The 13,139-nt window shown below is 50.3% G+C and carries 12 protein-coding genes and 1 tRNA gene; 7 read left to right on the top strand and 6 right to left on the bottom strand.

Going from position 1 to position 13,139, the window contains the following annotated elements:
* Positions 1-28 precede the first annotated feature (28 nt).
* Positions 29-994 (top strand): type 1 fimbria D-mannose specific adhesin FimH, encoded by a 966-nt coding sequence (gene fimH / locus A8O29_RS17180; RefSeq protein WP_246316681.1) that lies wholly within the window; start codon positions 29-31, stop codon positions 992-994.
* Positions 995-1,034: 40 nt separating this feature from the next.
* Positions 1,035-1,529, top strand: a complete 495-nt coding sequence (gene sfmF / locus A8O29_RS17175; protein WP_420854028.1) for a fimbria assembly protein — start codon at positions 1,035-1,037, stop codon at positions 1,527-1,529.
* A 46-nt stretch (positions 1,530-1,575) separates the two neighbouring features.
* Here the strand turns inward: sfmF and fimZ are convergent, their stop codons facing one another.
* Together fimZ and A8O29_RS17165 are read right to left on the bottom strand one after the other, a co-directional pair.
* Positions 1,576-2,208, bottom strand: coding sequence for a fimbria biosynthesis transcriptional regulator FimZ (gene fimZ / locus A8O29_RS17170; protein WP_125355402.1), 633 nt, complete (start codon positions 2,206-2,208; stop codon positions 1,576-1,578).
* A gap of 898 nt (positions 2,209-3,106) precedes the next feature.
* Positions 3,107-3,781, bottom strand: a complete 675-nt coding sequence (locus A8O29_RS17165; RefSeq protein WP_125355401.1) for a hypothetical protein — start codon at positions 3,779-3,781, stop codon at positions 3,107-3,109.
* A gap of 299 nt (positions 3,782-4,080) precedes the next feature.
* Between A8O29_RS17165 and A8O29_RS17160 the strand changes: the two genes are divergently transcribed.
* The 5 genes from A8O29_RS17160 to A8O29_RS17140 all read left to right on the top strand — a co-directional run bounded on the left by A8O29_RS17160 (position 4,081) and on the right by A8O29_RS17140 (position 8,609).
* A tRNA-Arg gene (locus A8O29_RS17160) sits at positions 4,081-4,157 on the top strand.
* Positions 4,158-4,532: 375 nt separating this feature from the next.
* Positions 4,533-4,829: a hypothetical protein gene (locus A8O29_RS17155; protein ID WP_125355400.1), complete on the top strand. Its 297-nt coding sequence runs from the start codon at positions 4,533-4,535 to the stop codon at positions 4,827-4,829.
* Positions 4,830-5,073: 244 nt separating this feature from the next.
* Positions 5,074-6,183 (top strand): AI-2E family transporter, encoded by a 1,110-nt coding sequence (locus tag A8O29_RS17150; RefSeq protein ID WP_125355411.1) that lies wholly within the window; start codon positions 5,074-5,076, stop codon positions 6,181-6,183.
* A 95-nt stretch (positions 6,184-6,278) separates the two neighbouring features.
* Entirely contained in the window at positions 6,279-7,445 is a 1,167-nt protein-coding gene (locus tag A8O29_RS17145; protein WP_125355399.1) for a polysialyltransferase family glycosyltransferase, read from the top strand.
* Between the two features lie 345 nt (positions 7,446-7,790).
* Entirely contained in the window at positions 7,791-8,609 is an 819-nt protein-coding gene (locus A8O29_RS17140; protein WP_125355398.1) for an EAL domain-containing protein, read from the top strand.
* Between the two features lie 38 nt (positions 8,610-8,647).
* On the opposite strand, the gene A8O29_RS17135 is transcribed toward A8O29_RS17140, so the two are convergent.
* The 4 genes from A8O29_RS17135 to flgM form a co-directional block, all read right to left on the bottom strand.
* The gene (locus A8O29_RS17135) at positions 8,648-11,197 is read right to left on the bottom strand and encodes a glycosyltransferase (protein WP_125355397.1); all 2,550 of its coding nucleotides are present in this window, start codon (positions 11,195-11,197) and stop codon (positions 8,648-8,650) included.
* A 61-nt stretch (positions 11,198-11,258) separates the two neighbouring features.
* Positions 11,259-12,206, bottom strand: a complete 948-nt coding sequence (locus A8O29_RS17130) for a lysine-N-methylase (RefSeq protein WP_125355396.1) — start codon at positions 12,204-12,206, stop codon at positions 11,259-11,261.
* A 147-nt stretch (positions 12,207-12,353) separates the two neighbouring features.
* The gene (locus A8O29_RS17125) at positions 12,354-12,782 is read right to left on the bottom strand and encodes a flagella synthesis protein FlgN (RefSeq protein WP_133461980.1); all 429 of its coding nucleotides are present in this window, start codon (positions 12,780-12,782) and stop codon (positions 12,354-12,356) included.
* Positions 12,783-12,797: 15 nt separating this feature from the next.
* On the bottom strand, positions 12,798-13,082 hold the full coding sequence (gene flgM / locus A8O29_RS17120; RefSeq protein WP_110511321.1) for a flagellar biosynthesis anti-sigma factor FlgM: 285 nt from the start codon (positions 13,080-13,082) through the stop codon (positions 12,798-12,800).
* Positions 13,083-13,139 lie beyond the last annotated feature (57 nt).

Here is a 13,139-nt window from a genome sequence, read left to right as displayed (position 1 = left end):
CTTCACCGTTTTACTGCTGGGGTGCGCGATGGCGTCTACCCCGGCGATGGCCACGGTTTGCCGCAACGCGAATGGGGTGGCATCGGACGTGTTTTACGATTTGACCGATACCTTTACCAGCGCCAATAACCAGGTTGGGCAGGTGGTCACGCTCAGCCAAAAATCCGGCTGGGTGGGGGTGAATGCCATCTGTCCGAGCGGCACCACGGGCACCACCACCAAACGCAGCTATGTCACCCGTTTCCCGGTGGTCAGCACCGAGAATGGTTTTAAGTACCTTAAATTGAATGACTATCTCGACGGCGCGATGCAGATAACCGACAGCTCCGCTGGCGTCTTCTATCCACCACAAAATTACATTCAGATGGGTTCGCACCCGAATGTGCCGAAGCAAAAAGCATTTCCGGTGAATGATTCGAAGCTGGTGTTCCGCCTGAAGGTGACGCGACGCTTTATCAACATGGTGGTTATCCCGAAACAGACCATGTTTAACGTCTACGTGACCACAACCAGCGCCGACCCGCTTACCACGCCGGTGTACACCATCAGCTACAGCGGCACCATCAACGTGCCGCAAACCTGTGAAATCAATGCGGGGACCGTGGTGCAGTTCGATTTTGGCGATATCGGCGCATCGTTGTTTAGCCAGGCAGGGGCCGGAAACCGTCCGGCGAACATCCCGGCGCAGCAGAAAACCATCGGCATCAAATGCACCAACGTAGAATCGCAGGCCTATCTCACCATGCGCGTGGAGGCGGAAAAATCGCAGGGCAACGCGATGGTGTCGGATAACCCGGATTTAGGCTTTATCGTCTCCGATAGCAGTGGCAATCCCCTCACGCCGAACAACATCAACAGCAAAATCCCGTTCCGCCTGGACGGCAGCGCCCAGGCGCAGGTGGGGATCCGAGCATGGCCAGTCAGCATCACCGGCAAAAAGCCTGCGGAAGGGAAATTTACCGCCAGAGGCTATTTGCGCGTGGACTATGACTAGGGGCCTGCCGATGAAATCACTCTATTTGTGCCTGGCCACGATGGCCGCGACAGCGATGAGCCACGGTGCGCGGGCCGATAACGCGCTGGGGGCAGTGAACATCGAGCTGTTTGGTAACGTGGTGGATTACAGCTGCGTGGTGGAAGCGAGCGACAGCGACAAATCCGTCGAGCTGGGGCGCTGGGCAACCAAACAGCTGCGCAACGCCGGAAGCACCACATCGGTGACGCCTTTCACATTGAGCCTGACCGGCTGCCCGCCGGGTTCGGCGTCGATAACCTTTGGCGGCAAAGCCGATGACGACGATCCCACGCTGCTTGGGCTGAACGGCACCAGCAATGCCACACGAGTGGCGGTGGAAATCCGCGACGCCGACCGTAGCCGTCTGCCTTTACAGCAGGCGAGCCGCGACGTTGCCGTCGATGCGTTGGGCAATGCCACGCTGCAGTTTTACGCCAACTACATTGCGACAGCCGATAATCCGCAGCCCGGTAAGGCGGATGCCGACGCCACATTCATGATTAACTACAATTAATATCAACATGCCGCGCCCGTTATTTTATCGGGCGCGGTACATTCTCCTAGACCAACTCGTGGGATTTTGCGTAGTCAATCAATTCAACAATAGTATGTACGCCGAGTTTGGAGAAAATATTTGATTTATGCGCGCTAATTGTCTTGTTACTGAGCAACAGTTGATCGGCTATTTCTTTATTTGTCAGACCATTGACCAGATAGCGCAGCACCGTCACTTCACGATTTGAAAGCGGAAGTTCGTTCAATTCTCCGCGCCTTGCCGGATTGTTACTGAGAAAATTCAGAGTGTCCGCCGGGAAGAAAGAATAACCTGCCAGCAGCATGTCTACCGCTTTATAGATGTCATTGTGATCCTTTCTTTTACTGACAAAACCATTGGCGCCCGCGCGGATCGCCCTTCCGGCATAATAACTTTCCGACTTCGATGATAAAAACAAAACCTTGGTTTTTGGGCTGATGTCATGGATCCGTTTGAGCAGTGAAAAACCATCGGTTCCAGGTAGTTCAATGTCGACGATAACCAGGTCTGTTTCATTTTTTCGTACATAATCAATAACTTCTTTTCCATCATCCGATTTAAGGACTACGCGAATCTGGCTATTCTTTTGCAACAGAACCTCTATCGACATCCTGACGATAGGTTGTTCATCCATAATAACAACGGAAGCAGGTTTCATTTTCTATTCCTCAGATTATGTATTCAGTTGTGCTGAGTTTGGAGAGAGCTTCATTGCCAGCGCCGGTCTGCATTTGTCTCATTTGGGGACACCCGGTAACACCCTAAAAGTCAACATCCAGGGTGAGAGAAAACGCAATAACTGGCTGGCAGGCCATTCGTTCGTAAAAACGGTGGGTTGCATCAGTTCTTTCTGATGCTCGTTTATTTGTGGACTGCTGTGATCAGCGCTTCCTTTTTTGAGTTACGACAAAATCGTCGTCATTTACATATTATCCATAGATGATCTGGTTGTGGTTTTTGTTATTTATCTCAACGGTGCCGATTATACCGTGTAACGTTTTAGGAAAAAGTCTGAGATTACGACAATTAACTTTACTAATTACGATGTTCTGTAGTGGATTGACCAGGAATTTTCTTTTGGGCCTAATTTCTGCAGTTTATCGATTTGCTGACGCTTAGTGTTTATGTAATAGCAAAAAACAAAAGATGCGACTGCTTGTTGTGAGGTTGTTAAATTAATGACGAATTGTGATGTAACGCAGAGTGTGGCGATATGGGGAAAAATGCTTGCTGGATAACGAGTTAGAGGAAGCGCTAAGTTTGGCTTAGGGATTTTTTGCCAGAGGCACTCCCCAGTCCGTTGTCCTGCCAGGCGGGTGAGAAAAGGGTTGAGGTTTGTTGGTTAGCTCACATTATGCTCGAATAAATCACCGACGATGGCGAAATTAATTCATTTTCTACAGAGATAAATTCCATGATTTGTATTTGTCATGGTGATTAATCGTGTCCAATGGGTATTCTTAGGAATAGTTATAATTGTTTGTTTTTGGTTAAAAAATTACCGTTTATTAACACCAATTTAAGTAATTTCTTAAAATCGGCCCGACTTCAGCAGGTTATCCCGAGTGATGCGTGTCCCGAATCGCCCCTACGCGCTGAAGCAGGCGTAGCAGCTGGTGGCGATGGTTTAGCCGCAGCAGGGTTAAAACGCAGCCGACACGGTAGATAATCCTGTGATACGGACGAACCTGCAGGCGAGCGATATGGCACAAGGTGTAACCTTTAGACATCAACATCAGCACGCTCCACTCTTTGGCTTTGAACAACCGGGGCTGCACAGGCAGATCCTGACTCTGGAGGTGTAGCGCATCGCGCGCCTGTAACAGCGCCAGGCGTTTGTTAAGCACCCGACAATGGCAGGCCAACTGGAGAAACTGTTGCGTACCCGGGTCGACTTCAGGGGTGATCAACACGATGTCCAGCGCCGGAGACTTTTGCTGCAACAGTCGCAGGCGATCCAGAAGCGTTAACACGGCCAGGCTTTGACCTTCGAGATCGATAATCAGACCGAGAGGGTGCGTCAGGCGAACCACGTCCAGCGCCTCATCGATATCGTCGAAGATGCGACACAAGCACAGGGGGACGGGGCTGTGACGAACGCCGTTGGCAAGATAGCGGTCGCGCGTCACCAGAATGTGGTACTCGCAATAGCGTGCCGTGTGGTTGAGCAGGTCGTTGCGTTCAACCAGCGCGTTATGGGGCAGGGGAAGCGAGTGCCCCTGAAATTCCATGATATTTCGCCGCCGCCTTTCCCTGCGTAGCATCACGCGCATCGTTTCCCTCCATCCTTTGACGTGCTTCATTGTTGCTATAAGGGATATCTGAAGGTACCAGGCGTTGCTTAAACCGTAGCGGGATATTTCGTATAGGAAGGGGAGATTAACGCCAGTGCTTACGCTTTAATCATTTGATGGAGCAGTTTTTGGACGCAATGGGGAAGATGAGGGCTTTGCAGGGAAAACCCATTGACTCATTGGCCTTAGACCGTATAATTCCCGGCGTTCAACACCGCGAAGTTTACCTTCTCAGTGCGCCCTTAGCTCAGTTGGATAGAGCAACGGCCTTCTAAGCCGTAGGTCACAGGTTCGAGCCCTGTAGGGCGTACCATTTAGAATCAATGAAGTTCATCAATCCCCCCTCTGAAGAATCAACCTCATCGTAAGGCCAGTGCTCGGCGAAGATCTCGCACACTGTCACTCGTCCGTCAGGCAAACAAAAACACGTCTTTTCATCGTCGTCCTTGTCTTTAAATATTCTTGAATGAACATGCAATAATAATGAAAGTTTAAAATTAAACCGCGATTTCCATCTAAATAAAAACAAAAGTAATCTTTTTTAAAATATACCTTTCCCTTATAAAAGTTCAGAGCAGCGTCTGTAAATTTAATTTCGCCGTGCGTTTTGCAACGTATGGGTTTTTGACTGGGATGTCGATTGTCGTTCCATGCTGCCACTTATATTTTGTTTATTAGAGGTGATATTATGAAAAAAACTATTCTGGCTTTAACCTTTGCGACTGTTAGCCTCTCTGCTTTTGCGGGTTTCCACCCGATCGCCCGTACTGCTGTTGTGGCAACATCTGACCATCCTGTCGCAATGGCTGCTGCAACCAGTGGTCACGGTGCACACCCTGTTGCCCGCGGCGCCGCAGTAATGTCTTCTGACCACCCAGCAGAGATGGCTGTAGCAACCTCCGGCGGCGCACATCCTGTCGCGCGTGCAGCTGTTGTTGCAGGTTCTGATCATCCGCTGGCTGCCGCGGCTGTCACTGCACATTAATGATACGCCAGACTCCGTAACGTAAGGTTTTCTGCGGTCACACAAGCGCTATCCTTCACCGGATGGCGCTTTGTTTTTTTATATACGGGCCGTATTAAATAGCGAAAATCCCCACCTGCCGCATCGGGTATAATTTATTTTTAGATGATATTCTACACTTATTGCTATCCCCACTCCGCTATACTAGCGCGTTTTTTACTCGCCCAAGTGGCGATTAATATCAATACAACGGGAAGAACCCATGATGGAAAGCAATGATTTAATTACCATTGAAAGAAGACTCGTAACCAGATTTCTGGATATGTTCATTAAATTTGGACTGATCCTGGCGCTGGCTTCTTTCTGTTTTACTGTATTTTCCCCTTTCCTCAACGTCATGTTGTGGGGGGTGATCCTGGCCGTCACGCTTTATCCGCTGCACCAGTATTTTGCTAAGAAATTGGGCGGCAAGCAGGGCCTGGCTTCCGTCATTCTGGTATTGCTCGGCGTGATGCTTATCGTCGTCCCGACCATCACTATGATCACCTCATTAGGGGAAAGCGCCACTACGCTGGTGGAGCACGCCAGCCACGCACAACTGGTTATTCCACCGCCTAATGCCAACATCGGCACCATCCCTGTTGTCGGCGGGAAGCTGCTGGCCTTATGGTCTCAGGCCTCGCAGGATTTACCAGGACTGATCAGCGACTACCACACACAGATTGCTCACGCGGCCAAGCTGGTGCTGGCGGTTCTGGCGAGTATGGGCGGCGGCGTATTTGGTTTTATAATTTCCTTCATTGCGGCGGGCATCATGATGGCCGTGGGCGCATCCGGCTCGAACGCCGCGACGCGTATCGCCATGCGTATCACCGATGAACGAAAAGGCGTTGAGCTGATCAAACTCTGCACCGGGACGATTCGTGCCGTGGCTCAGGGCGTCATCGGTGTGGCGCTGATTCAGTCGCTGCTGGTGGGTGTCATCATGGCGCTGGCCGGTATCCCGGCGGTAGGTATCTTCTTCGTTGGGGCGCTGATCCTCGGGATTGCACAGGTACCACTGCTGCTCATCACCTTGCCGGCGATTGGCCTGATGTGGATGACCGGCGACCACGGCACCGCGATGAACGTGGTCTTTACCGTGCTGCTGATTGTGGCTGGCATGGTCGACAACGTGCTTAAGCCAATGCTGCTGGGCCGTGGCGTGGATGTTCCAATGCCAGTCGTACTGCTCGGCGCGCTGGGCGGCATGGCGACCAACGGTATTCTGGGCATGTTCATCGGCGCAACGCTGCTGTCGATTGGCTATCTCATCTTTATGGCCTGGGTTAATGAAGGTCTGAAGAAAGCCTCACTTGAGAACGCATCACAGTAATTGCTTTACCGGACGTCCCGTATTTTCGGGACGTCCGTCTGCACGTCGCTATTCCCGCCTTCCATTGAAAACAAATTCGAAAGTAGTAAGATTAAATGAAAGAGTTAAAGGTGTATTTGAGTTCAGTGTCTGTCCCAGTTATCCCACAGATGATCGACTTTGCAAAATGTGCAAATGATAAAAATGTGGTTAAAGTCATTGGCTGGTATAGAAACGAAATTTCTGAACAGAAGCTTAAAGGCACGCAGGCAAAATATTATCGGCAGATATCCAGAATATCACCTGAATTTGTTACATATATATTGAAACTCATAGGTGAATTTAAACCAGATAAAATCTCACTGCATGTGAATATTTACTGGTGTCTTGTAGAGTTGTTCCCTCTCGTAAGTTATGTGGCGCGACTGGTTCCAAGAGATAAAATACATATTCATGTTTATGATGACGGCTCAGCAGGCGTTGTAGAACGTAATGCTATGCATCAGTTATCTGAAGTCGATTTTCTGCACCAGAAACGAAATTGTACTGAAAAACTCATGGGCTTATTGAGAGAGAATGTTCGGCCTTTTGACCACGGCGATCGCAGCCAGTGGCCAGCGATGATGAACTATACATGGCATGAGTTTTTCAATACGACTTATCATTTAATTAACGAATTTGAATTGAGATGTCATGACAATTCTCCATTGTTTAATTATTTATCATCCAATATGGTGAGCTTGAACAATAATAATTTTTACACTCTGACAAAACCGCAGCAAGCATTTTGCCTTTCATTGTTAAATGTCGATACTGCTTTATTATTGGAAGTGGCCGCTAAAATAATGCGACCAAATAGTCTTCTGTATTTAGGATCAGGACGTTTCGGTAAGTCTGAAGATGATACACTTACTGAGCAACAAATTATCAAAATTCGTGCGTTGAAATCTCAGGGTGTCATAAAGGATAATGATCAGATTATCTTTAAGGCTCACCCCATTAATCACAAAGAAAATCGGGAAAAGATTAAAGATGAGTTAGGGCCGAATACCTATATGATCCCTAATGCATTACCTTTTGAAGCCCTGCAATTGGCCGGGATTCCTTTGTGTGAGATTATAAGCACGTTCACAACGTTGATTTATACCCTCCCCAAAGCGCAATTCCGCCATGTTATAGGTGAGGGTGATACTCGTTCAGAGGTTTTAAATAAACCAGTTATTCAACAGCTTATCGAGAATAACCAACTTAGTGAAAAGAACATATCGGGATGGATGGATTGATTTAAAGACAAGCGTTTCATTATATAATTTCTTCTATCTCTTTCAGCAGAGACTTTCACTACATCCCGTTAGCATGGTTTATTCTTCACACTTCGCCATTTCTGGCGGAGTGTGTCACCTGGGCGAGAAACGCGAACTCATTTTGAAGTCTAATGGGAAGTCAACGCTTGTTGTTATGATACTTTATTTAAAATAAAACTCAGCGATGGCGAAATATACCGCCATTAGTTCCTTTACACTTGCAGTGAGTTTAAAACTTGCGCTCCTATGGCGTTAAGTTTAGTATTTCATCATTAAAAATCATCTTTCAACATTAAGAACATTCCCGCAGCGAAACCCCATATAATGAACGAATCCCGCGAAAAAGTAATATCTGACATCATTATCAAACGAATATCGAACAACCAAAAACCGTTCCCTGTTGATATCTGGTTCCAGCCGCTGTTTGATCTCTCGTTGTTCAAATGTACCGGCGGAGAAATTCTCATTCGCGGGCAATACCTGCGGGAAACTATTCTTCCGTTCCGGTTTATCGCGAGCCTTGAGCGTCATGGTACCGGCATCGTCAACCTTGGGCACTATCTGGTCAACGAGTCATTCGAATACATCAACCGCTACTTCCCTGAGACTGAGGACGACAGGCTCTATAACATCAATATCTCTAAAACAGAGTTATTGCGGGCTGACTATTCTGAGCTGGTGATTGCACAGGCGGCACGTTACTCTATTTCTCCGCCACAGATTATTCTGGAGATAACGGGTGAAGATGCCATTCTGACTCAACAGATGATCGCGAACCTGAAAACGCTCAAAGAGCATGGTTTTACAATTGCCTGGGGTGATATTTATAGTCTGTTAATGCTCGAGCTTAAAAATAATTCATGGCAAGCCGACTATATTAAGCTGGACCGTCGTTTGATGGCGAAAAGCCGTCTGAACGAAACCCGGGAAATTATTCTTGAAGCTCACCGTAATAATATTAAAGTGATTGCGGAAGGGATTGAAACTTTGCAGCAGGTTTCTTTCCTGCTGAAAGAGAATGTGTCGCTGGGGCAGGGGTATTTATTCTCACGGCCGATAACCAAAGAGACGTTCCTCGAAAAATATTCGGATGACGAAGTCTTCGAGCCCGACATGGACGTCAATAGCGAAACCGACGAGTAATCATATCGCCCTTCAATCTGCATTGAAGGGCGTTTTTTTTAGCTAAATAACTTCTTCTGAAGGCTGGCTAACAGCGTGTTATTTCCTGCCGCCGATGAGGGCTCCAGTGCGTTGGCGATCACTTTCGCCGCACGGGTTGCCGCCTGACCATCCAGGAAGGCATCGCAATAATATTCCCGACATTCCTGCATCGCTTTATCCACTTCAGACCAGCGCGTTTCCTCTTTCAGCAAACTGACCAGCGTTTCGATATTTCCCGCGCTGGGCAAGATTTCCCGAATCTTTTGGTCCGCACTGTTGGCCGTGGAATAGCTGGCCCCGTCTTTCAACAGGTCGTCCATTCCTTCCCAGTTCAGCAGAATAGTGCGCTTCCCGGCGTGAATGGCATCGAAGATAAAGCCGCTGTTGTCAGTTATCACAAAATCAGCTTTTTCCAGCAGGGCCAGGGTGTGCTGATGTTCGCTAACGTGGCGTTTCAGATACCGTTTGACCAGGCTCAGCGAGGCTTTCTCTTCCGCGCGGCACAGCGTGCCGTGATGCAGCTTGGTAATCACATTGTACTGATGGCTCAGGTTATGCAGCTTCTCTGCCCAGTGTGGGATCGAGCTGAGCGCGCCATAAGTCGGGGCATACAGCAGCGTGGGTTTCGCCGGATCAATTCTGAGTGACGCCGGAAGTTCCCGGTCGAACTGCTGATTGTGCCAGGCATCGAAGCGGGGATTGCCAACCAGCACCGCGTTGCCGTTAATATTCAGCGCCTGCTGGGAATGGTGGCTGTAGCAGAGAATGTGCTGATAAAACGTATTCCACCAGGCGTGGTTCCATTCCTCTTTGGCCAGGCCGTACATGGCGCGAACGTGCACGTCGGCCAGGCCGTTAATCACCGGCGAATAGTATGGACTGACGAGGCAGCCATATTTCTGCCGACGCTCGGCCACTTTTGACAGCAGGCTGCCGCGCAGCTGCGGGTTATCCAGCGATGACAGGCAGTCCTGCATCTCGTGAATAAACTCCTTCGGCGTCCGGTCGTTGATCAATAGCTCGCACTGATAGCCCTGAGCCAGCAGCACATCCAGCATCGGTTTATAGATCTGGTAATGGAAAGCTGTTTCCATAAAGAAGCCAATCGTCTGGCTGAGTATTTGCTCGGTCGGCGCGGCGTTTTTCATGCTGTCGGTATTACTCGGCAGCCGACTGAAATAGTGCTGAGTCATGTCGCTGTATTCGCCGGTAATATCGCTGATGCCGGGCTTCTGGTAAGCAACGCTCGGATAAAAGGCCAGCCATTTCCCCTGGCGAAGCAGCGGCTGCCACTGTTCTTCGAGGGTGGTGGAAAGGTCTTCCTGCATCTGACGCAGTAGCGTGGCGTAAGAAGGGGCGTTCACCAGATAGGCACAGATGTGATCGCAGCTGCTGGCGCGCACCAGGTTATCAAAGCTTTTCAGCTCGCTGCCGGTCTGCACACTGGCACCCAACAGAATCACTTCCCACGGCAGGACCGGTAACGCATTCAGCAGCTTTTTCAGCGCCTGGACGTGTTTTTCCTGCTTCAGAATGACGGCGTCATCTTCCAGCAGCAGGTAGTTTTTCCAGCCTTTCTCCTGCGCCAGTTGGAGCGCCTGAAGGTGCGACTGGCGGCGTCCGCTCTGGCCTTGTCTGTCTTCCACCGCGCTCAGACGGGTGATTTTCTCCGCCGGGATGCCGAGCAGGTTCAGCTCGTTTCGAATGTGCTGCAAGCGGTCTGCACGCTTATCAAGATTGATAACCACAAACTGATCGACGTGGCTCCAGTCGAGGCGCTGCCCGTGTGCGGCATTATGCAAACCGTGATACCAGGTTTTAAGCATCGGGTCGCTGACCCATTCATCCAGCGTGGTCTCCAGGGCCTGGCTGCTGCCAAGGACAAAATCTTTATCAAAGGTGTTTTGGCTGTGCGAGACACACAGGATCGTGCGTTCGGCTGGCAGCTGCAGCGGTTTTACCGTGAAGTTGTTGGTGAAGCCTTTTTCTTCCGCCAGGTTGCAGTCATCCTCATAGCGGTGCTTTTTCAGGTAGTTGCGGTGATAACAGAACGTCCCGTTGAGAATGTGATTTTCGCCAAACGAGCGCGTTTTAAAGATGCGGTTAATGTGGCTGTACCAGATGGCAATCTGATCGGAGCCCGAAATCAGCGCCCGGTGACGCTGCATCATGCCGATGGTGTAGGAGATTTTATCGCGAGGATAGTAATCGTCGTCATCCATACAGACGATGTATTCCCCCTGCGCCAGCGCGTTCAACATGTTGCGCTTGCGCCCCAAATCCAGGCGTTCCGGCGAATGGACGTAGCGAATATTAAACGCCTCCGGCTTTCCCTGGGTCAGCGCATGAATGATCTTCTCATTACTCTGCGGCGAGTCATCAAGGATAACCAACTCGCGACGGTCGGCCGGATAGTCCTGGTAGCGGAACATGTACAACAGATAGGGCAAAAAGGCGGCGCGATTCCAGGTGGGCGTTACTACGCTGACAAACGGCAGTTCACGCCCGGAATCCAGGGTTTTCACCATCGATAACGGGCTTTTATTCGGGGTCGGGGGTAATGACATAATCAGTTTTTCATCAAGCTCACAGCACCGGGGCGTGACGTATCCGCCCCGGCGGGGAAAGTTAACGGACCAGGAGGGAGAACGCGCTCAGCAGTGCCCCGCCAGGAGGGGAGGCCAGAAGCTGCTGGTAGTAATCCTGTGCCGCTGGGGTGTGACGCCACTGTTCGAACATCGCGACCAGCGCGACAATCTCATCTTCGCTCAGGGTAGAGCCGTCCATCACCCACAGGCTGAACAGGGATTTCAGCATGAAGTAATCGGCGTTCAGCAGCAGAAAACGCTGCTCGGCGGAATCATGTTCATGGCACGGGAAAACGTCGTGATAGAGACGATACAGCAAGTAGTTTTCCATCATCCACGGCTGGGTATCGAAACTGGCCGAAGCGCTGGTTTCCCACAGCTCTGCCAGCTGCTGTTGCAGCAGCGCTTCGCTGTTTTCATCCTGCAATGCCAGCAGGCTAATTTGCAGCGGCAGCACTTGCTTACGCTGGCTGTCTGGCAGCATATCCCAGTTAAATTCTTGCTCGGCGAGGCCGGAAATCAGCTTGCGCTGCAAGGCTGGCACCGACGGCATTTGCTGGAACTGGGCCTGCAGCACACCCTGCTGTAAATGATCGCGCATTTTCTCCGGCAGCGTTGCCAGCAGCGCGAGGGTCTCGTCGCTGTCACCCGGATTTTTTTCGGCGAAAGAGAGCAGAATGCCGAGGGCATACAGGCGGATATCCGCTGACAGAGGATGCAGGGTCAAAATATCGAAAGAAGCCTGATTGAGCAGGCGCGCGCGCGGGGACAGCGCTCCGGCGTCGTCGCTGGCGTCACGCTTCTCGCTGTGCAGCACAAATGCATCTGGCTTTTGCAGCAGCGCGCCGCAGGTGGCAGTGTTGTCCAGGTGTAAACTCAGGCGAGTTTCCTGTGCCCAGTTCAGGGCGATAACCCGCTCAGGGTTGGCATCAGGCAGGCTCAGGTAATGACGAACGAATTCGGGTTGGTGGTAATCAATCTGTGGCATAACATTCTCTGCAACTAACCGGCATTATGAATTGAGGTATAGAGAACCTCTCGCAATATTCATGCCAGTTTTAATGTGTGAGTATTCAATGAGTTAAAAATAGCTGGGGCAGAGGTGGAAACGTAGCTTCCACCTCAGGAAGGCGCATCAGGGATGGTAGAGGTAATCCGGTTTGTTACCCAAAAAGGTTTGTGCAAATTCCTGTTGGCGAATCAGCAACTCGCCGTTTTTTTCATTATAGGATTTGCAACGTCTGGCCTGATTTTCCAGCTGCTTCCAGGCAGTCATCGCGGCCGTTTTTTGCGGCGTGGGCAGCCAGCTAAAAACGGTCTCGATTCCGGTCCGATCGACGGTTAATCCCAGCTCCTGAAGGGCATTTCTGCGCACCCTGGACTGTTCGCTCAGCTCAGCGTAGTGCTGTTCGATTTTGTGGTTAACACTTTCTAATTCATCGCAATCGCGACGGATCATGCACAGTCTTTGCTGTTCGAGCAGTTGGCGTAAGCTTCCGTATTGCTCTTCATCGAGACGGATGCCGCGCAGTAATGCTTTCACCAGGACGAGTTTGTCACTCACTTCAGGTAACTCTCTTTAATTGAAGAAACTCAGCATTGAGGCTGCGAGTTCATCGTTATCGACGGTAAAGCTGCCATTCGCCAGCGCGGCCTGCATCTGGGTAACACTGTCCATATCCACGTCATCCTGCGGATCGTTGTTCAGGGCAACCTGTGCGGAATGCAGCGAGCTTTGGGTCAGCTCATCGGCAGATTGCTGGGGAGCAACCGTAGCCACATCATTGTTTTTTTTCGATTTAGTTCCGGAACCTGACTGCGTTGCTGCGGCCATGTTCTCTACTGACATCGGGGCAATCTTCATTTTGACCTCAAGCCTGTTAACCATCCGGGGGCGTCTGCCTCGCTCTTCACAAATAAC

The organism is Scandinavium goeteborgense (assembly GCF_003935895.2).
GTDB lineage: Bacteria > Pseudomonadota > Gammaproteobacteria > Enterobacterales > Enterobacteriaceae > Scandinavium > Scandinavium goeteborgense.
This window is presented reverse-complemented; position numbering and strand designations above follow the sequence as displayed.

Bases quoted from the DNA above. Each gene is read 5' to 3' on its own strand.
- fimH (WP_246316681.1), top strand. From the start codon at position 29: ATGGCGTCTACCCCGGCGATGGCCACGGTTTGCCGCAACGCGAATGGG.
- fimZ (WP_125355402.1), bottom strand. From the start codon at position 2,208: ATGAAACCTGCTTCCGTTGTTATTATGGATGAACAACCTATCGTCAGG.
- A8O29_RS17140 (WP_125355398.1), top strand. From the start codon at position 7,791: ATGAACGAATCCCGCGAAAAAGTAATATCTGACATCATTATCAAACGA.
- sfmF (WP_420854028.1), top strand. From the start codon at position 1,035: ATGGCCGCGACAGCGATGAGCCACGGTGCGCGGGCCGATAACGCGCTG.
- A8O29_RS17155 (WP_125355400.1), top strand. From the start codon at position 4,533: ATGAAAAAAACTATTCTGGCTTTAACCTTTGCGACTGTTAGCCTCTCT.
- A8O29_RS17130 (WP_125355396.1), bottom strand. From the start codon at position 12,206: ATGCCACAGATTGATTACCACCAACCCGAATTCGTTCGTCATTACCTG.
- A8O29_RS17150 (WP_125355411.1), top strand. From the start codon at position 5,074: ATGGAAAGCAATGATTTAATTACCATTGAAAGAAGACTCGTAACCAGA.
- A8O29_RS17165 (WP_125355401.1), bottom strand. From the start codon at position 3,781: ATGGAATTTCAGGGGCACTCGCTTCCCCTGCCCCATAACGCGCTGGTT.
- A8O29_RS17145 (WP_125355399.1), top strand. From the start codon at position 6,279: ATGAAAGAGTTAAAGGTGTATTTGAGTTCAGTGTCTGTCCCAGTTATC.
- flgM (WP_110511321.1), bottom strand. From the start codon at position 13,082: ATGAAGATTGCCCCGATGTCAGTAGAGAACATGGCCGCAGCAACGCAG.
- A8O29_RS17135 (WP_125355397.1), bottom strand. From the start codon at position 11,197: ATGTCATTACCCCCGACCCCGAATAAAAGCCCGTTATCGATGGTGAAA.